This window comes from Ruegeria lacuscaerulensis (assembly GCF_013034745.1).
Classification (GTDB): Bacteria; Pseudomonadota; Alphaproteobacteria; order Rhodobacterales; family Rhodobacteraceae; genus Ruegeria; species Ruegeria lacuscaerulensis_B.
Map to the genome: position 1 here is coordinate 67481 of NZ_WQGP01000010.1, position 19051 is coordinate 86531.

Below are 19051 nucleotides of genomic sequence, written 5' to 3' on the forward strand. Positions count from 1 at the left end.
TATCCCGGGGAGCGCGAGGGGCTGGCCCCTCGCACCGACCCTCACCACCTACGCGGAGGTCAAAGCACATGACCCAGCTCCCCTCATCGACCGACCGCAAAATGGGCCTCGTCATCGACCTTGACACCTGCGTCGGTTGCCACGCCTGTGTGATCTCTTGCAAAGGCTGGAACACCGAAAACTACGGCGCGCCACTGTCGGATCAGGACGCCTATGGGGCCGACCCCTCGGGCACCTTCCTCAACCGCGTGCATTCCTACGAGGTGCGACCCGCTGAAGGTCCCGCACAACTCATCCATTTCCCCAAGTCTTGCCTGCATTGTGAGGATGCCCCCTGCGTCACCGTCTGCCCCACCGGGGCCAGCTATAAACGGGTCGAGGACGGGATCGTTCTGGTCAATGAAAGCGACTGCATTGGGTGCGGGCTTTGTGCGTGGTCCTGCCCCTATGGCGCGCGCGAATTGGATCAGGCGGAGGGCGTGATGAAGAAATGCACCCTCTGCGTGGATCGCATCTATAATGAGAACCTGCCCGAGGTGGATCGCGTGCCGTCCTGCGTGCGCACCTGCCCCGCCGGCGCTCGTCATTTCGGAGACCTCGGCGACCCGGAAAGCGATGTCAGCAAGCTGGTCGCCGAACGCGAGGGCATGGATCTGATGCCCGAAATGGGCACCAAACCCGTGAACAAATACCTGCCGCCGCGACCCAAGGACCAGATTGAGGACCAGATCGACATCCTCGCCCCGCTTCTGGCCCCAGTCGCTGAAGAACCCAAAGGCTTCCTTGGTTGGCTCGATAAAACACTGGAGAAGCTCTGATGCATCCAGCCCCTTCCGTCATCATCTTCACCACACTTTCAGGCCTGGGATTTGGGTTGCTGTTCTTTCTGGGCCTCGGGATGCCCGACGTTTCGGGCTGGGTGGCCTTTGTGTTTTTTGTCATCGCCTACGGCCTGTCGGTCGGAGGGCTGATGGCCTCGACCTTCCACCTTGGCCACCCGGAACGGGCTTTGAAGGCATTCACCCAATGGCGTTCCAGCTGGCTCAGCCGTGAGGGTTGGTGTGCTGTGATCGCTTTGCTCGTGATGGGGCTTTATGCCATTGGTCTTGTTTTCTTTGGCCAGCGTTGGGGGCTTTTCGGCCTTATCGGCGCCGGATTCGCCTTGGCGACCGTTTTCACAACCTCGATGATCTATACCCAACTCAAAACGATCCCGCGCTGGAACATGAAACTGACACCAGCCATGTTTCTCAGCTTCAGCCTTGCTGGTGGGGCGCTCTTGGCGGGTCAGACGAGCCTCGCAGTTCCGCTTTTGCTGGCGGCGGCGTTTGTTCAGGCATTTTATTGGTGGCTAGGGGACAAAGCCTTTGCCACCTCTGGCACAGACCTTGGCACTGCCACCGGTTTGGGTGCACGCGGCGCGGTACGGGCCTTTGAACCGCCGCATACGGGAACCAACTACCTTCTGCGCGAATTCGTCTTTGTGGTGGGTCGCAAACACGCCGAGAAACTGCGCATCATCGCGTTTGTTCTGGCCTTCATGGTCCCGGTGTTACTGCTGGTTCTGCCGTTCAGCCATTTCTTTGCCGCCTTGGCGGTTTTGTCTCATTTGGCAGGAGTTGCGGTGTCACGCTGGTTGTTCTTTGCGCAGGCCGAACATGTTGTTGGGCTGTATTACGGCAAACGATAGGGCATGAGGGGGCCAGCCCCCTCTTGAGCCTGCGGCTCAATTCACCCCCGGGATATTTATGGCCAGATGAAGTTCGGACCCGAGTTGAGGCCCGGCGTTACAGCAGGCCCGCGTGTTTCATCGCAGCCTCGATCGCGGCTTTGGTGCTGTCTTCCAATTCCGTGAGCGGCGAGCGGACCTCGGTGCTGCACAAGCCCAGTTTGGACAGTGCGTATTTGGCACCGACAAGGCCGGGTTCGATGAAGATCGCCTCGTGCAGAGGCATCAGACGGTCCTGATAGTCCAGCGCCTTGGCATAGTCGCCCGCGAGCGTGGCCTGCTGGAACTCGGCGCAGAGTTTGGGGGCTACGTTTGCAGTAACCGAGATGCAGCCGACGCCGCCATGGGCGTTGAAGCCCAGCGCTGTGGCGTCCTCGCCCGACAACTGGCAGAAATCCGGACCGCAGGTGGCGCGTTGCTGGCTGACCCGTGCCAGATCGCCTGTCGCATCTTTGACGCCGATAATACGCGGCAACTTTGCCAGCTCGCCCATGGTATCGGGTGACATGTCGATGACCGAACGACCCGGAATATTGTAGATGATGATCGGGATATCTGCGCATTCATGCAACGCGCGGAAATGTGCGATCAGCCCTTTTTGCGTAGGCTTGTTGTAGTATGGGGTCACGACAAGAGCCGCATCTGCCCCAACCGTTTGAGCAAATTGCACAAAGCGGATGGCTTCGACCGTGTTGTTTGAACCCGCGCCCGCGATAACCGGCACGCGTCCGGCGGCGGCCTTGACCACCTCGGCCACGACGGTTTCATGTTCATCGTGGCTGAGCGTGGGGCTTTCACCCGTCGTGCCTACAGGGACCAATCCGGTCGAGCCTTCCTGAATGTGCCACTCGACCAAGTGTTTGAGCGTATCCAAGTCCAACGCGCCGTTTGTGAACGGGGTGACGAGGGCTGGCATTGAGCCTTTGAACATGACACGCTCCTTGGTGTGCGGTTAGCAATTTTTTGCCTCGCGCGGCATCACAATCTTGGCGATGTGTGTTGATCCCGGCGGTGCAAGGTTTATCCTGAATGGCTCTATCCTTGGTTGGTTGGGAAATGCAAGGCATGACACGCGTTCTGGCGCTTTTGACAGCTGTGATTCTGATTTCATTCGGGCAAGCAAGGGCCGACGCGGTGGGTGATCTGCGCGCCGGGATGAATGAGATGCGCAAGGGTGACTGGAACGCAGCGTTGCGCGAATCCGGTGCACGAGGATCGGTGTCGCGCGATATCATCGTCTGGCATTGGCTGCGTGAAGGGTTCGGGACCTCGGGCGATGTACTGGTATTTCTGGATCGACGTCCTGATTGGCCTGGCCTGGCCTGGTTGCGGCGCAAGAGCGAGCCAGCCTTTACCGGGGCTGATCCCGACCGGGTGGTGAAGTTCTATGACGACCTCCCTCCGCAAACCGCTGAAGGGGCGCTGAACTACGCCGTGGCACTAAAGGCCAAGGGACGCACCGGGGATGCCGAGGCCGATATCGTGACCGCATGGCGGACCATGCCCATGGGGGCGGGTCTGCAAAAAAACTATCTTGAGAATTTTGAGGCGATGCTGCGGCCTCATCACACGGCACGGCTGGATCGGATGCTGTGGGATGGCCATCTGGTCAGTGCGGGGCAGATGCTGCCTTTGGTTAGTGCCGATCAGCGCAAGCTGGCCGTGGCGCGGATCGCCTTGCAAAAACGCCAGCCCGGCGTGGATGGCAAGGTTGCCGCAGTGCCTAAATCACTGGTGGATGCGCCAGGGCTGGCCTTTGACCGCTTTGTCTGGCGCGACAAGAAAGAGCTGGACGACAGCGCGATTGACCTGATGCTGGCGCGCTCGACTGGGCCGGATGCGCTGGGGGAGCCGGATAAATGGGCCGAGGGCCGCCGCCGGTTGGCGCGGCTTGAGATGCGCAATGGCAGCGCCTCGAAGGCCTACAAGATCGCGGCCAATCACCATATGACGCCTGAAAACGGCTATGGCTATGCCGATCTGGAGTGGCTGGCCGGGTTTCTGGCGCTGCGGAAACTGAATGACCCGGCAACGGCGGTGCGGCATTTCCAGAACTTTTCGGATGCGGTGGCGTCTCCGATCTCGAAAGGGCGCGGCGGGTATTGGCTGGGGCGGGCCTATGCGGCGCTGGGGGATGCGGACAAGGCTTATGCGGCCTATGCGATGGGGGCGGACTACCAGACTTCGTTTTATGGTTTGCTGGCGGCCGAACAGATTGGGCGTCCGTTTGACAGCGAATTGGCCAACCCGCGCCGGGCACCACATTGGAAGCAGGCGGATTTTGCCGATTCCAGCGTGTTAGAGGCCGGTTTATTGCTGTTGCAGGCGGGTGAGGACAACCTGTCGGAACGGTTCCTGACTCATCTGGTCGAAAGCCTGGACTCCACGCAAGCCAACCAACTGGGCGATTTGGCCATTGAACTGAAAGAACCCCATCTGGCCGTAATGATTGCCAAGCGCGCGGCCACAGTGGGCATTGTTTTGCCTGCGGCCTATTACCCGGTGCATCCGGTGGCTGATCTGGGTCTTCCGATGGCCAAAGAGATGACGCTGGCCATTGCCCGTCGCGAAAGCGAATTTGACCCCGTCGTGATCAGCGGCGCAGGTGCGCGGGGACTGATGCAGGTGATGCCCGCCACCGCCCAGAACGTGGCGCGGAATCTGGGCATCCTTAGCGGGCACAAGACCTCGAGCCTCACGTCGGACTGGCAGTATAACGCCAAGCTGGGGGCGAATTACCTGTCCGGTCTGGCCGAGGACTTCAACGGCAATGTGGTGATGATGGCGGCTGGCTATAACGCCGGGCCGGGCCGTCCGATCTCGTGGATGGAACGCTATGGCGACCCGCGGGCAGGCGAGATTGACGTGGTCGACTGGATTGAGACCATCCCCTTCAGCGAAACCCGTAACTACGTGATGCGCGTGGCGGAAAGCTTGCCGGTTTACCGCGCACGGCTGGGGCAGCCCGCCCTGCCGGTGCCGTTCTCGCAAGAGCTGACGGGTTCAACCCTGGCGGCGTTCGCGCCATAGGGTAAAGAGGCCCGCCGCAACGACCAAAGCTGCGCCCAGAATGACCTCGGCGCGCAGGGCTTCGCCAAAGATCGAGATACCGATGATAGCGGTCCAGACCAGATGAAAATAGGCAAAAGGTTGCACCGCGCTGGCCTCGGCCAGCTCATAGCATTTGATCAATAGCCAGTGACCCGAGACACCTCCGACGCAAAGCAGTAACATCCACGCCCAATCGGCACGGGCCATCGGCTCCCAGAACCACATGCCGACCAGGGTCATCGCCACTGCCCCGGCTATGCCGGTCCAAAAGAAACTGGTGGCCGCACTGTCCTTGCGGGCAGCATAGCGGGTCAGCAGGCCATACAACGCAAACAGAAAGGCCGAGATCAGCGGCACGATGGCCCACGGGTTGAACACGCCCATCCCCGGTTGCAGGATGATCAGAACGCCGACGCACCCCACACCGATCGCCAGCCAACGTCGCCAGCCAACCTTTTCGCCCAGAACCGGCCCGCTGAGCGCTGCCACCAACAGCGGATAGCAGATGAACACCGCCATGCTGTCGATCAGGCCCAGCACCGTAAAGGCGAACACGGCCACGCAAACCTCGACCGCGAGCAAGACGCCCCGGAAGACCTGCAAGCCCAACTGGCTGGTCTGTGCCGCTGCCTTTAGCCCTCCGGGCGCGCGTGCGGCCAATGCGATCACAAAAACCGCAAAGAACCAATAGCGGATCATGACGACCATGTAGGTGTTGTAGGTCGCCGCCAGATGGCGCGAGATCCCGTCCTGCAACGCAAACACAACCGTCGCCGCGATCATCAGCGCGATACCGGCGCGGATATTGTTCTGCTGGCTCATTCCTTCACCGCGCGGGTCATGTGACGTTTGCGGCCATATCCGGGGGCTCGGGCCACCGTGAAGCCCGCATCGGCCAGTCCGCGCCGAACAAATCCGGCCGCCGTATAGGTCGCCGCAGTGCCGCCTTTGGCCGTGTGATCCGCCACCTGTTGCATCAGGTCTGAGCCCCATAGTTCAGGGTTTTTGGCAGGCGAGAACCCGTCTAGAAACCACGCATCCGCTTGCCCGGACCACGCAGGCAGAGTCTTCCGCGCATCGCCCTCGATCACCTCGAGCCGCAGGGTGCTCAGATCACAAGCCCCACCCTGCCATGCGCTTAGAAACCGCTCGGCCCAAGGGGTCAGATCGGGAAAGGCGTCCAGCGCGCGGGCCATGTCATCGCGACCCATGGGGTAGGCCTCGAAACTGGTGAAACTCAGCGGGGTTGTCTGGCCCGAGATCTCCCACGCAGACCAGACCGTCAGCATGTTCAGCCCGGTGCCGAATCCCAGCTCGGCTATGCGGAACCTCGGCGCGAACCGTGCAGGCAGATCATTGCCCGCCAGAAAGACATGCCGCGTTTCCTCCAGACCGTTCTGGAGCGAGAAATAGGGATCGTCGAAACGGTCCGAGACGGGGATTTGCCCGTCCCGCCATGTCAGTTCGGCACGCTGGTCTGCCATCGGGGAATCCTGTAGCTAAGCGGCGCGACACTGAACAAGGAAATGAGGTTTGGCAATGGTCGATGTGACGGTGCGGGGCGCGGGTATCTTTGGCCTGTCCATCGCTTGGACCTGCGCCCGACGTGGCGCCAAGGTGCAGGTGGTGGACCCGTTTGGCCCCGGCGCAGGTTCCAGCGGCGGGTTAGTGGGTGCACTGGCCCCGCATGTGCCCGAGAACTGGAACGCCAAGAAATCCTTTCAATTCGACAGCCTGATCATGGCCGAGCCGTTCTGGACGCAGGTTGAGGCCACGGGCGGCGTCTCGCCCGGTTATGGGCGATTGGGGCGGCTGCAACCCATCGCGGATCAACGCACGTTGGATCTGGCCCACGCTCGCGCGGTGACAGCGGCCGAACTATGGCAGGATCGGGCCGAGTGGCGTGTGGTCAGGACCACAGAGGTCGGCGCATGGTGCCCGCCCAGTCCGACCGGATTTGTGATCCACGACACGCTCAGCGCGCGGATGCACCCGCGCCGGGCCTGTGCCGCGTTGGTCGCAGCGTTGCAGGTGATGGGTGTACATGTGCAGTCCGATGCGCCGGACGCAGGTCAGGTTGTCCACGCCACCGGTTTGGCCGGTTTACAGGAACTAAATACCGCCTTGGGCAAGACGGTCGGCAATGGCGTAAAAGGACAAGCCGCCCTTTTGCGATTTGATGCCGGAGAGGTGCCGCAACTTTTTGCCGATACCATTCACCTTGTCCCCCATGCGGATGGCACGCTGGCGATTGGGTCGACCTCTGAACGTGAATATGACGATCCAAACAGCACCGATGAAGCACTGGACGGCGTGCTGGACCGCGCCATCCGGGCTGTGCCGCTGCTGCACGGGGCTGAAGTGATCGAACGCTGGGCCGGGGTTCGCCCACGCAGCAAAAGCCGCGCCCCGATGCTAGGGGCACATCCATTGCATCAGGGGCAGTTCATCGCCAACGGAGGGTTCAAGATCGGATTCGGCATGGCCCCGAAAGTGGCCGATGTCATGGCCGATCTGATGCTTGAGGGACGCGACACGATCCCTGAGGACTTCCGCCCTGAGGCCTCACTCTGACCGGGGATGCGCCTCAGCCTGCATACATAGGCGCCCGTCGGGGCCGCGCACCCACAGGTCCGATCCGTTCCGGCACAAGGTTGCGGTTTCAAAATGCATCAGCGGCGACGACGCCCGGAAGGAAAACCGCGCCAAAGGTCCCATCTGTGCCTCGGCAAACAGCATCAGCAACTGCGCCAATAGCGGGCCGTGAACGACCAGCCCCGCATATCCTTCGACATCGCGCGCGTAATCCAGATCATAGTGGATACGGTGGCCATTGAAGGTCAGGGCCGAGTATCGAAACAGCAACGTGGTGTCGAAGGCGACTTGCTGCGCCTCGGTCTCATCTGTCCGCGCCTTCGGGGGTGTCGGGGCCGGGCCAGTTGGGTCTTCGCGGTAGACCAGATCCTGCCATTCGGTCACGCACAGCTTGCCTTGCTGCCAGATCTCATGGCGCAGGGTTACAAAACCCAAAGGCCCGCTGCGCCCGGTTTTCCGCGCGGTACTTTCGCAGACCGAGCGACGCTCGGCCCGCTCACCGGCAACCAGAGGGGTGTGGAAGCTCAGCCGCCCACCCGCCCACATACGGCGTGGCAAGCCCATATCGGGGATCAGGCCGCCTCGCTTCGGATGACCGTCGCGACCCAGTCCTTGTGGCGGCTCGGTCGTCCAGAAGAAAAGCTGATGAAAGAAGGGCGGCAGTTCTGTGCCTGCCGCGATGGAGGGCTTCTGACCCAGCGCGGCCTGCATCGCACAGGCGCGCACCGGGTCGATCATATCAGTCTGGATGTCCTGTTGCATGGGGCCAGACTAGGCATCCGGCCCGTCCCGAACAACTGGTCAGAGGCCTGCTTCGGCCCGCAATTTTTGCATCAGGCTCCGCAGCATGTTCTCGTATCGGTCGCTGCGTAGCCGGCCAGCCTCGTCAAACTCATTCGAGCTGTCTGCCAGATGGAATTCGGGCCCTTGTAGAATGCGCGGCTGAAACGGCACCATAAAGCCGCGCAGCACCATCTGGGCGCGCTCACCCCCGGCGCGACCTGCGGCAGCCGACATCACGGCAACCGGCTTGTCAGCCCATGGTTTTGTCTTGGTGCGGCTTACCCAATCCAGCGCGTTTTTCAGAACACCCGACGGCCCTTTGTTGTATTCCGGGGTCGAGATAATCACCGCATGGGCCTGCGCGATCTGGTCGGACAGTGTTTGAACCGCTGGGGGAATACCCTGGTGCGCCTCCAGATCACCATCATAAAGGGGAAGGTTCAGGTCAGCGTCAATGAAAGTGCCCGCCTCGAACAGGCGTGCCGCCTCGTGCAGCAGCTTGCGGTTGGTGGCGTCTTTGCGCAATGAGCCAGAGAGGCCCAGCAGGATCGGTTCGGACATGAGGAAACTCCGGGTTGTTCGTTTCCTTTTAGTTAGTCCAAGAATGCTGCGCGCCAAAGCATGGTTGACGCGCAGTCAATGTGCATAAATCGCTCTTATCAGATCGGCCCCGTCAGTTGGGCGTGATCTCGATATCCACGCGGCGGTTTTGCGCTTTGCCCGCGGCGGTCAGGTTCGAGGCGACAGGACGGTTTTCACCCAGACCGATCGTGGTGATCCGCGATCCGTTCACGCCATTGGCTTGCAGGATATCCGCGACCGAGCGTGCACGGCGTTCGGACAGACCCTGATTATAGGATGCCTCGCCATCACTGTCGGTATGGCCGATGACCTGAATATTCGAGTTGGGATATTTGTTCAGGTTCTGCCCGACCTTCACCAAGTCGGCCCGCAGCGCCGGGCGCACTGTGGCGCTGTCGGTGTTGAACGTGATGTCATTTGGCACGGTCACGATCAGGCGGTCGCCGGCATTGACGATGATGATACCGTCATTGGCCAGTTGCTGGCGTAGCTCGGCGGCCTGCTGGTCCAACTGGTTACCGATGATACCGCCACCGGCAGCCCCGATGGCCCCACCGGCCAGTGCACCCAACAAGGGGTCAGAATCATTGGCAATCGCGCCGACACCAGCGCCGATCAGACCACCCAGAATCGCGCCTTGCTTGGCGTTTTGATTGGGATCAGCGGGCAGGTTCAGCGTACCGGGGTCCGTGCAGGCCCCCAGAACCAAAGCCGAGCTGAGCCCGGCGGCAACAAAAAACTTGGAAATCGTCATAAGTTCACCTTCTGCTCCGGCACCCGTTTGCCGGGGCCACGTTCTTTCCCCCATTGTATCGCGCCACTTGGGCGCAGGCTCAAGCAACAATCGGGTGAGCGTGGCGGGATGACGCCGTTCAATGCGGTGGCGTGGGATCTGTCCAATAGTCCTGTTCCTGCCAGATCGCGCGCAAAGGCGCGCCTTGCCCGCAAAAGTGATCCTCGGTCGGGGCGCAGGCCCAGATGCGGTCGGTGCGGAAATGGCGAAACCCGTTGCGCAGCTCGCACCACGCCGCCAGCATGGTGCATTCGATGTGGTAGATCAGCGCGACAGGCCGCACGATACGTTCGGTCCGCTGGCCTTCGGCGTTCACATAGGTGATGCGCAGTTTGCGTTCCGAACGGATCGCCTCACGGTAATTGACAATCGGGACACATCCCTTGGCAGGGTCATCCATTGGCGCGCCCCAGGGGGCTACTTGCAGCCAATCCGCAGGCGCACGCAGGGCTTCGATCTTGCGACACACCCGGTCGGCGGCCTGTTGCAAGGTGCTGTCACCCGTTCGGGCCAGCATGGACAACCCCACCCACAGGGCTTCAACCTCTTCGGCGTCGAAATTCAGCGGCGGCAGGTCATACCCGCGCCGCATCATGTAACCGACTCCGGCTTCGCCCTCGATCGGTGTGCGTTGCGCCTGAAGCGCGGCGATGTCGCGGTACACCGTACGCACCGACACTTCAAGCTTTTCGGCCAGCGCCTCGGCTGTGACCGGCGCGTCTGTGGCGCGCAGGATCTGGATGATTTCAAACAAGCGGGTCGAGCGGCGCATCGGCGTCTCCGGGGTTGATCTGCTGACACCTTAACACAGCCCCCTGACAAGGTGGTGTCAGCAGAGACCCGCCAGATTGGACCTGAAATGAAGGAGGTCCCCATGCCAAGCCGCGACAATCATGTGATGATGACACTGCAATTGGGCCCATGGTCCCAAGGCCACAGGCTGCGCGCCTTCGAGATCGAGCGCGAGATCATGGCCGCCCGCCAACCTTGCGTCTCTCGTCGGCGCAAAAGACGATTATCCCTTGGGAACTTGAAACTGCTTTGGGTTGGGCTGTTCTAAAAGTCTGCCTTGGCGCGAAATTTCATCGATGCGCCTCCATCGGGGCTTTTTAGCCTTAACTCCTCGGAATGCAGCATCAGGCGCGGGAAGTCCCGCGCCGGACCCTCGGCATAAAACGGGTCACCTAGAATGGGATGGCCCAACACCTGCATATGCACCCGCAACTGGTGCGAGCGGCCGGTTTTCGGAAACAGCCGGATTCGGGTCGTCTGACCCTCATGTTTTACTACGCGCCAGTCGGTCACGGCGAGCTTGCCGGTTTCATGACACACCATCTGGCGCGGACGATTGGGCCAATCGACGATCAGCGGTAGGTCAACGGTGCCGGTCTTGTCAGCAACCTGCCCCCAGACGCGGGCGACATAGGTCTTGCGGGTCTGACGCTTTTCGAACTGCATACTCAGATGACGCTGCGCATGGGGCGTCTGCGCAAATACCATCACGCCCGACGTATCCCGATCCAGCCGATGCACCAACAGCGCCTGCGGGAACGCGGCCTGAACCCGCGTCAGCAGGCAATCGGCCAGATGGTCGCCCCGGCCCGGCACGGATAGCAGCCCCGAAGGTTTGTTGACCACGATCAGGTGGGCATCTTCGTGCAGCACATCTAAGGGTGTCAGGGGGGGATCATAGGCGTCGCTCATGCGCGCCTGCCTATCCTACAGCGCAACCTCCCGCAACGTCGGGCTTGCCTGAACTCAACAGTTCAGCAAATCTGGCCCAAAGCGGAGGAGAACACATGCACCCCACAATCGCCCGCATGCAAGAGGTCGTCGCCAAAGGAGACGAAACCCTGATCCATGAATTGCTGGCCGAGGACGTGCGCTTCTCGCCCCCAACCTACTACAGCACATGGACGGGCCGCGAACCCGTGGCCGCCGTGCTGGGGCATGTGGGGCAGGTGTTTTCTGATTTCCGCTATCGCCGGATCATGGGAGAGGGCAAGGACTGGGCGCTGGAATTCCAATGCAAGGTCGGAGAACTGGATGCGGTGGGTGTTGACCTGATCACACTGAGCGACGATGGTCTGATTCAGGAATTCGAGGTCGTCATGCGCCCCTACAAGAGCGTTGGCGCCTTGCGCGAAGCGATGATGTCGCGCGTTATGACCGACGCGCGGTTCCTCAAGTTCAAAGACGCGCTCAGTTAAGATGCCCTTCGCCGCCGATCAATTGCTGCGGGTCCCGCTGCTGCCGGTCTTGGCGGCACAAGGGCTGGCCGTGCGGCGCAACGCGCGGCTGCTGCCCGAACCGACGGGCCCCCGTGCCGGGCGTTTCGGCTGCGGTCCGCGCCTGCGCTTGCTGATTGCCGGTGACAGTTCGGCTGCTGGGGTGGGCGCTGGCACACAAACACAAGCTCTGTCAGGATGCGTGGTGCGCAATCTATCCCGTCACTACTGCGTCGAATGGCAACTGGAGGCCACCACTGGCCACACCACCGAAGACACGATCGCCCGACTGGAGGGCCTAGACGGTCCCTTCGACATGGCAATCACAGCCCTGGGCGTCAACGACGTGACCCGTCTTGTATCTGCGAAGGTCTTCGCAGACCGACAGGCCCGGTTGATGGAACTGTTGACCGGCCCACTAAGGGTGCGTCGCGTTGTTGTGATGGCGGTTCCACAGATGCACCGCTTTCCCGCGCTGCCCCACCCTCTGGCCTGGGTGCTGGGTCAACAGGCAGCCAGGCTGGACCGGGCGCTTCAAAAGGCTGTCGCACAATATGCGCAAGCCCGGCACCTGGCCCTCGACTTACCGGACGACCCTGCACTGGCCGCACCGGATGGCTACCATCCCAGTCCCAAAACCTATGCGATCTGGGCAGAGGCCGCCGCCCATCTGCTGCATCAAGGCTGAGCGCGCATCTGCCGGATCATCGGGATCGAATAGATAACAAGTGCAGCCCAGACCATCGGAAAAGCGATCATGCGGCCTTGGTCGATCTGCTCGCCGAACATAGTGATAGCGGTGATGAAGATCATGGTCGGCGCGATGTATTGGAGAATCCCCATCGTAGACAGGCGCACCAGCTTGGCCCCATTGGCATAAACCAACAACGGAATCGCGGTTACGATACCACAGCCAAGCAGCAGCATCGTATCCGAAGCCGACACCCCAAAGCGCCCCGTCCCCTGCGCGCCCAGCCACGTCACATAGGCTAAGGCCGGGATCAGCAGGATCAGCACTTCAAGCAAAAACCCCTGATTTGGCCCAATGGGAAGCGAACGTTTGAAGAAGGCGTAGAACCCCCAGCTCACCATCAATCCCAAGGCTGCCCATGGCAGGCTGCCCGCCTGCCAGATCAGTACCAAAACGCCCGTCGCTGCCAATCCTACAGCGACAAGCTGCGCACGGTTCAACGGCTCCCGCAGCAACACAGCGCCCAGCGCAATGCTGAACAACGGGTTGATGTAGTAACCCAGCGCCGCATCCAACGCGTTCCCGCTCGCAATGGCCCAAACATAAATCGCCCAGTTCACTGAGATCAGCGCCGCCGTCAAACACGCCATGCCCAACATCTTCGGATTGCCCAGCGCCGCCTTCAAATCTTGTGTTCGTCCCAACACGACCAGCAGCGCCCCGGCGACCGGTACTGACCAGATGATCCGATGCGCCACAATCTCAACCGGCCCGACATGCGCCATCGCTTTCATGTAAAGAGGCAGAAAGCCCCACAAAACATAGGCCGTTACTGCTAAGGCCAACCCCTTTGGCGTATCTTCACGGTTCATTGGTGTGGGGGTATCTGCCACGTTTGGTCTCCGGTTGGTGCCCATTTCCTCTATGGCAAATCAAATGGTTTTGGGAACCAGGAAAACTGTGAAGAACCCTATCAAGAAATCTGATACGTCGCACCCAAGTCTGAGCATCAAGATGCGAGGCTCTGCCTCGCGCTCCGGGATATTTATTGCCAGATGAATGAAGGATTCCTGCTTCATTTGGCTTCAAATATCCCGGGGGAGTCGCCCGGAAAGGGCGGCGGGGGCAGCGTCCCTAGCTACGGCTCAAACTTTTGTACGCTCGGACTTGGGATCATACATCGGCTTCAGGGATGCTTCGGCTTTGACCTTCACGCCGCAGACGTCGATCTCATAGCTAGAAGCCAGTACATCGGCGGCCTTTTCACCCGCGCACGGCACATACCCCAGGCCGATGGCCGCGCCCAGCGTGTGACCGTAGTTGCCCGAACTCAGATATCCCACATATTCGCCATCCCGCAGAATGGGTTCATTGTGGAACAACAGCGGCTCAGAGTCGGTCAGTTTGAACTGAACCAACCGGCTTTGCGGTCCACTTTCTTTACGGGCAATAACCGCCTCACGACCGATGAAGTCACTGCCCTTGTCGGTTTTAACGGCAAAACCCAACCCCGCATCGACCACGTGATCCTCGCAAGTAATGTCATGGCCGAAATGGCGAAAGCCCTTCTCGATCCGGCAAGAGTCCATCATATGCATCCCGCAGAGTTTCAGACCCATATCTTGCCCGGCCTCGTACAAGGTTTCGAACACATGGCCCGCCATGTCGGAGGAGACGTAGATCTCCCACCCCAGCTCGCCCACGTAGGTGACACGGTGCGCCCGGGCGAGGCCCATGCCCATCTCGATCTCTTGCGCTGTGCCAAACGGGTTGGCCGCGTTCGAGAAATCAGCGGACGAGACTTTTTGCAGCAACGCGCGTGCGTTGGGGCCCATGACGGCCAGAACGCCCTCACCTGCGGTGACATCGGTGATGACCACGTTGAATCCACCCGCGTGGCGTTGCATCCAGGTTTGATCGGCCAAGCGCGTGGCTGCGGGGGTGACCACCAGATAGGCGGTCTCGGTCAGGCGGGTGACGGTCACGTCTGCCTCGATCCCACCGGTGCGGTTCAGGAACTGGGTGTAGACGATCTTGCCATTGGGCACTGAGTAATCGCCACCTCCAATGTAGTTCATGAACGCCTCGGCATCCGGCCCTTCGACGCGGATTTTGCCGAAAGAGGACATGTCATACATGCCCACATTCTCGCGCACCGCGCGGTGTTCGGCGGCAGAGTTTTCGAACCAGTTCTGACGTTTCCAGCTATAGTGGTATTCGCGTTCTTGACCTGCATTGGCGAACCAGTTGGCGCGCTCCCACCCGGCCAGTTCACCCATGACGGCACCGTGTTCCAGCAGGTGATGGTGGAACGGCGTGCGCCGCACGCCACGCGCGGTGGCCTTTTGGCGATAGGGGTAATGGTCGGCGTAAAGCAGGCCCAGCGTTTCCTTGGACCTTTCAAACAGATACTTCTTGTTGCCTTGAAACGGCTGCATCCGACTGATATCCACATCGCCCAGATCAAACGGCTTCTCACCGCTATCCATCCACTCGGCCAGCGCCATGCCTGCGCCGCCTGCGGATTGGATACCGATCGAGTTGAACCCGGCAGCGACCCAGACATTGTCCATCTCAGGCGCGAGCCCCAGATGATAGGCGTCGTCGGGCGTGAAGGATTCCGGCCCGTTGAAGAAGGTATGAATCCCCGCCTCGGCCAGCATTGGCATCCGATTGACCGCCGCCTCAAGGATCGGCTCAAAGTGGTCGAAATCCTCGGGCAACTGGTCAAACTCGAAACTGTCGGGGATGCCCTCCATCGCCCAGGGTTTTGCGTTGGGTTCAAACGCGCCCAACAGGATTTTACCCGCGTCTTCCTTGTAATAGGCGCACTCATCCGGCACGCGCAGAACCGGCAGCTGGGTCAGGCCGTCAATGCCTTCGGTCACGATATAGAAATGCTCACACGCGTGCAGCGGGACGTTCACGCCTGCCATGCGCCCGACCTCATGCCCCCACATGCCCGCGCAATTCACCACCATATCGCATTCGATATGGCCCGAGGCGCTGCCGTCATCGGCAATCCAGTCAACGCCCGTGACTGTACGCCCCTGCTTGACGATCTCGGTGACTTTCACCCGTTCCTTGACGATCCCGCCGCGTTGCCGCGCGCCCTTGGCCAGCGCCAGTGCGATATTGGCCGGGTCGCCCTGCCCGTCCAGCGGCAGATAGACCGCGCCCTTGACGTCTTCGACATTCAGATGTGGGTACATCTCCTTGACGCGCTCGTTCGAGATTTCTTCGACCTCGACCCCAAAGGCGCGGGCCATGGCGGCCTGGCGGTAGATCTCTTCCTTGCGTTCCTCGGTCAAAGCTACGGTGATCGAGCCGCAGCGTTTGAACCCCGTGGCAACACCGGTTTCTTCTTCGAGCGAGCCATAAAGTTCCTGACTATATTTCGCCAGTTTGGTCATGTTCGCCGTCGCCCGCAACTGTGCGATCAGGCCGGCGGCGTGCCATGTGGTGCCGCTGGTCAGCTGCTTGCGCTCCAGCAGAACGACATCACTCCAGCCCTTCTTGGTCAGGTGATATGCGACCGAGCATCCAATGACGCCGCCGCCGATAATGACCACGCGGGCCTTTTGGGGAAGATCAACCATCCTGAAATCTCCACTCTGTCAGGTTTGGCCAAAATGCCACGAAGGATCGACAATAAATGCGCCAAAAACGTCACAATACTAGTAATTTTCACCGATATGTCGCGCGCTTTTCCCGGCGCAGAACAAACGGCGTGACGCCGAAAAAGCTTTTGTAAACCGAGGAAAAACCGTTTGGGAATCCACAGGCAAGGCCGATCTCGCGCACACTCATGGTGGTGTTCAGAAGCAGGTTATTGGCCTTGGCCAGCCGCATCTCGCGGTAGAAACCGTTGGGGGTGGTGCCGAAGAAGGTCTTGAACTTCCGCTCAAGCGAGCGGTTGGACAGATGCAGTTCCTCGACGATCTGATGGATCGGCAGGGGATCTTCGATATTGGCCTGCATCAGCTTGATGCACTGGTCCAGTTTGGCATCCCCGGTGGCGGTCAAACGCGTGCCGGAAAACGGCTGCATCGAAGAAAAATCGCGGATGTTCTCGTGCAACATGATATCGGCCACGGTCATCTTGGCGGGCCCCGAGATGTGACGGCCAATCACCGACAGCGCCACATCCGTCGTCGCCTCCATCCCCGCGCAGGTGACGACGGCGCCTTGCTGGGTGGCGATGGAGAGCTTGGCCTCGAACCGGGCGCCGCGTTCGCGCAGGAATGAGGCGTTTTCCCAATGGGTTGCCATATCCTCGGTCCCGTGTTCGTCGATGTAACGACTGGCGGCTTCGGCCAGCAGAAACACCTGTGCGCCGCGATATGTGTAATCCGAAACCACGCGGCCCAGCGAAAGGTCGGGATGGTCAGGGTCGGTATTGCCGATAACAAACAGGTAATCCGCCTTGGGCTGGGTGCAGACAGCCTCGGTCTGGATCATCGCATCGCTGCTGGAATGGATCGCTCCACCCTTCAGGGATTTATACGCATAGGTAAAGGGCGGGTGCGGACAGACGCGATTGGCCAGACGCAGCACCTCGACCAGCGACGCCAGTTCCAGCAGCACATAGCCAGGGGCGACGAGGATATCGAAATGCTGCTGTGCCGCCATCGCCCTAGACGATCCGGTGTCGGGCGGCGTGCAGCGCGTGGGCCAGCGCCTCGATATGATCGGGGCCGACCTCGCAGCAGCCGCCGACAATGGTGGCCCCGTGTTCGACCCACTTCATCGCGAAATCGGCATAGGCTTCGGGGGTCAGGTCACGACGTTCTTCCAGCGCATCAACAGTGGGGGCGTCTTCCAAAAACCCTTGCGTGATGCCCGTGAAGCCATTGGCATAGGCCCCGTAAGGGCGGCCCATCGTTTCAAGGATCATCAGCGCGGGCATCACCGATTCCGGGCGAGTACAGTTGATCAGAACCGCATCGGGCGCGAAGCGATCGACCAGCGGCGCAACCTGCGCCAGATGCTCACCCGAACGCAGGCGGGTGCCGTCATTGTCCATCACTGACAGCGCCAGCCAGACGGGTTTGGTTGCGCTTTCCGTCCCGCGCAACGCGCCTTCGGCCTCTTGCAGGGACGAGACGGTTTCCAGCAGGAATAGGTCCACCCGGTCGTTCATCATCTGCACCAGTTCGGAAAATTTCACCGCTGCATCGTCTACATCGGGCTTCAGGTCTGGTCTGTACGACGCCAGCAGAGGCCCCAGCGCCCCCGCAATCCGTTTGTGGCGTGATCCGCGCGCACGTTCGGCCTGGGTCAACGCTTGGTCAATCAGATGAGGCAGTTGATCCTCGATCCCTTCCCGCACCAAGCGCGAGCGGTGGACGGCATAGGTATTGGTGGTGGCAACCGTCGCGCCCCGTTGGAAGTAATCCGCGTGGACCTGACCCACTAGGTCGGGTTGGTCGATCATCACGCGCGTCGACCACAGAGGTGTGGGTTTTTCGCCGCCGCGTTTGACCAATTCCTGCCCGATCGAGCCGTCCAACAGGGTTATATCCGCCATAGCTTTACCTTTCCTCAGGGAATGAGAACCAGTTTTCCCGCAAATGTTTTGGACTGAAAGTCCGCTTGCGCTTTGGTGATATCTCTTAGCGGATAGGTTTTTGAGATCAAAGGTTTGATCCGGCCTGCATTCATCAGTTCGACTAATCGTCCGAAGACCTCGAACGCCTGATGGGTGCAGCCGTGGATGGTGATGTCGCGCAAATAAATGTCGCGCAGATCGGCCTGAACGATGGGGCCGGCGATGGCACCAGATACCGCATACTGCCCGCCGGGCTTCAGCGACAGGATCAGGTCGGGCCACGCGGGACCGCCGACGACGTCGATCACCACATCGAACATGTCTTTCGGCAAGGGCGCGTTACGGTCAAACGTATCCGTTGCCCCTTGATCTTTGACCACATCGGCTTTGGCTGGGCTGGTGACACCCCACACGGTCGCTCCGCGCAGCCGGGCCAGTTGCACAGCGGCCAGACCGACCCCGCCCGAGGCCCCGGTGATCAGTACCTTGTGGCCTGTAGTCACGCCTGCACGGGTCAGAAGGTTCTCGGCTGTTCCAAAAGCGCAGGGAATGGCCGCGATCTCGGCATCAGATAGCGGAGACGCTGAGACGTCGTACAGGTCCGACGCTTCAACCAGGCAATATTGCGCGAAGGCCCCGTCGATCTCAGACCCCAGCGCGATGAAGCCGGTCGGATTGCCGGGGCGTGGGCGCGGCAGGTTGATCGGGCAGGTGACGCGCTGACCGGGTTGGAACCCAGTCTCGGGTCCGGCAAGTTCAACGATGCCGCACAGATCGCCGCCCTGAATGCGCGGGAACTCAAGCGCACCGCCCCAACCGCCCGCGTCGACCTCATGATCCACAGCATCTGTCGCGCCGGTCACATCCGAGGAATACCAGCCGACGCGCGTGTTGATGTCGGTGTTGTTCACCCCGGCTGCCGCGACCCGGACCAGAACCTGACCGGGTCCGGGTTGCGGCACGGGAATATCCGCGCGAAATTCCAGCGCCTCGGGCCCGCCGTGGCGGGTTAGGTGAACGCCCTGCATAACGCGCGGAACAGCCATGG

General features: G+C 60.8%; 19 protein-coding genes. 6 read left to right on the forward strand and 13 right to left on the reverse strand.

The annotated features are described in order from the left end of the window. Positions 1-68: 68 nt before the first annotated feature. Positions 69-818: a 4Fe-4S dicluster domain-containing protein gene (locus tag GOV79_RS18715; RefSeq protein ID WP_170783045.1), complete on the forward strand. Its 750-nt coding sequence runs from the start codon at positions 69-71 to the stop codon at positions 816-818. Further along, a complete protein-coding gene (locus GOV79_RS18720) occupies positions 818-1690 on the forward strand; it encodes a dimethyl sulfoxide reductase anchor subunit family protein (protein WP_170791156.1) in 873 nt (290 codons plus the stop codon). The genes GOV79_RS18715 and GOV79_RS18720 overlap by 1 nt, the downstream gene beginning before the upstream one ends. A 97-nt stretch (positions 1691-1787) precedes the next feature. Here the strand turns inward: GOV79_RS18720 and dapA are convergent, their stop codons facing one another. Beyond that, positions 1788-2660 carry a 4-hydroxy-tetrahydrodipicolinate synthase gene (gene dapA / locus GOV79_RS18725; RefSeq protein ID WP_170791158.1) on the reverse strand — a complete coding sequence of 291 codons (873 nt, stop codon included), beginning with the start codon at positions 2658-2660 and terminating at the stop codon, positions 1788-1790. Between the two features lie 134 nt (positions 2661-2794). On the opposite strand from dapA, the gene GOV79_RS18730 reads away from it, so the two are divergent. Beyond that, on the forward strand, positions 2795-4759 hold the full coding sequence (locus tag GOV79_RS18730; RefSeq protein ID WP_170791160.1) for a lytic transglycosylase domain-containing protein: 1965 nt from the start codon (positions 2795-2797) through the stop codon (positions 4757-4759). On the opposite strand, the gene GOV79_RS18735 is transcribed toward GOV79_RS18730, so the two are convergent. Beyond that, a complete protein-coding gene (locus tag GOV79_RS18735; RefSeq protein ID WP_170791162.1) occupies positions 4733-5602 on the reverse strand; it encodes a DMT family transporter in 870 nt (289 codons plus the stop codon). The two genes, GOV79_RS18730 and GOV79_RS18735, sit on opposite strands and share 27 nt — an antisense overlap. Further along, positions 5599-6264 (reverse strand): tRNA (5-methylaminomethyl-2-thiouridine)(34)-methyltransferase MnmC2, encoded by a 666-nt coding sequence (gene mnmD / locus GOV79_RS18740; RefSeq protein WP_170791163.1) that lies wholly within the window; start codon positions 6262-6264, stop codon positions 5599-5601. Before mnmD ends, GOV79_RS18735 begins: the two co-directional genes overlap by 4 nt. Positions 6265-6319: 55 nt before the next feature. Here mnmD and GOV79_RS18745 point away from each other — a divergent pair, with 55 nt between their 5' ends. Further along, a complete protein-coding gene (locus GOV79_RS18745) occupies positions 6320-7354 on the forward strand; it encodes an NAD(P)/FAD-dependent oxidoreductase (protein ID WP_170791166.1) in 1035 nt (344 codons plus the stop codon). Here GOV79_RS18745 and GOV79_RS18750 read toward each other — a convergent pair. The 5 genes from GOV79_RS18750 to GOV79_RS18770 all read right to left on the reverse strand — a co-directional run bounded on the left by GOV79_RS18750 (position 7346) and on the right by GOV79_RS18770 (position 11237). Next, a complete protein-coding gene (locus GOV79_RS18750) occupies positions 7346-8137 on the reverse strand; it encodes an HTD2 family dehydratase (RefSeq protein ID WP_170791168.1) in 792 nt (263 codons plus the stop codon). The two genes, GOV79_RS18745 and GOV79_RS18750, sit on opposite strands and share 9 nt — an antisense overlap. Before the next feature lie 39 nt (positions 8138-8176). Next, a complete protein-coding gene (locus tag GOV79_RS18755; protein ID WP_170791169.1) occupies positions 8177-8719 on the reverse strand; it encodes an NADPH-dependent FMN reductase in 543 nt (180 codons plus the stop codon). Between the two features lie 112 nt (positions 8720-8831). Then, positions 8832-9494, reverse strand: a complete 663-nt coding sequence (locus tag GOV79_RS18760; RefSeq protein ID WP_170791170.1) for a YiaD family glycine zipper/OmpA-like lipoprotein — start codon at positions 9492-9494, stop codon at positions 8832-8834. Between the two features lie 118 nt (positions 9495-9612). Then, on the reverse strand, positions 9613-10305 hold the full coding sequence (locus GOV79_RS18765) for a helix-turn-helix transcriptional regulator (protein WP_170791172.1): 693 nt from the start codon (positions 10303-10305) through the stop codon (positions 9613-9615). 284 nt (positions 10306-10589) lie between these two features. Continuing rightward, the gene (locus tag GOV79_RS18770; RefSeq protein ID WP_170791174.1) at positions 10590-11237 is read right to left on the reverse strand and encodes an RluA family pseudouridine synthase; all 648 of its coding nucleotides are present in this window, start codon (positions 11235-11237) and stop codon (positions 10590-10592) included. Between the two features lie 95 nt (positions 11238-11332). Between GOV79_RS18770 and GOV79_RS18775 the strand changes: the two genes are divergently transcribed. Together GOV79_RS18775 and GOV79_RS18780 are read left to right on the forward strand one after the other, a co-directional pair. Further along, entirely contained in the window at positions 11333-11743 is a 411-nt protein-coding gene (locus GOV79_RS18775) for a nuclear transport factor 2 family protein (protein ID WP_170774756.1), read from the forward strand. 1 nt (position 11744) lies between these two features. Next, a complete protein-coding gene (locus GOV79_RS18780; RefSeq protein ID WP_170791176.1) occupies positions 11745-12449 on the forward strand; it encodes an SGNH/GDSL hydrolase family protein in 705 nt (234 codons plus the stop codon). Here the strand turns inward: GOV79_RS18780 and rarD are convergent. From rarD to GOV79_RS18805, 5 genes are all read right to left on the reverse strand, one after another. Then, on the reverse strand, positions 12440-13324 hold the full coding sequence (rarD, locus tag GOV79_RS18785) for an EamA family transporter RarD (protein WP_237218069.1): 885 nt from the start codon (positions 13322-13324) through the stop codon (positions 12440-12442). The two genes, GOV79_RS18780 and rarD, sit on opposite strands and share 10 nt — an antisense overlap. Positions 13325-13597: 273 nt before the next feature. Continuing rightward, positions 13598-16051 carry a GcvT family protein gene (locus GOV79_RS18790; RefSeq protein WP_170791180.1) on the reverse strand — a complete coding sequence of 818 codons (2454 nt, stop codon included), beginning with the start codon at positions 16049-16051 and terminating at the stop codon, positions 13598-13600. An 88-nt stretch (positions 16052-16139) separates the two neighbouring features. Beyond that, the gene (locus GOV79_RS18795) at positions 16140-17084 is read right to left on the reverse strand and encodes a GlxA family transcriptional regulator (protein WP_170791183.1); all 945 of its coding nucleotides are present in this window, start codon (positions 17082-17084) and stop codon (positions 16140-16142) included. Between the two features lie 4 nt (positions 17085-17088). Next, complete coding sequence (locus GOV79_RS18800) at positions 17089-17982, reverse strand: homocysteine S-methyltransferase family protein (protein WP_170774764.1); 894 nt, start codon at positions 17980-17982, stop codon at positions 17089-17091. A 14-nt stretch (positions 17983-17996) separates the two neighbouring features. Next, positions 17997-19049, reverse strand: a complete 1053-nt coding sequence (locus tag GOV79_RS18805; RefSeq protein WP_170791185.1) for an alcohol dehydrogenase family protein — start codon at positions 19047-19049, stop codon at positions 17997-17999. Positions 19050-19051: the final 2 nt, after the last annotated feature.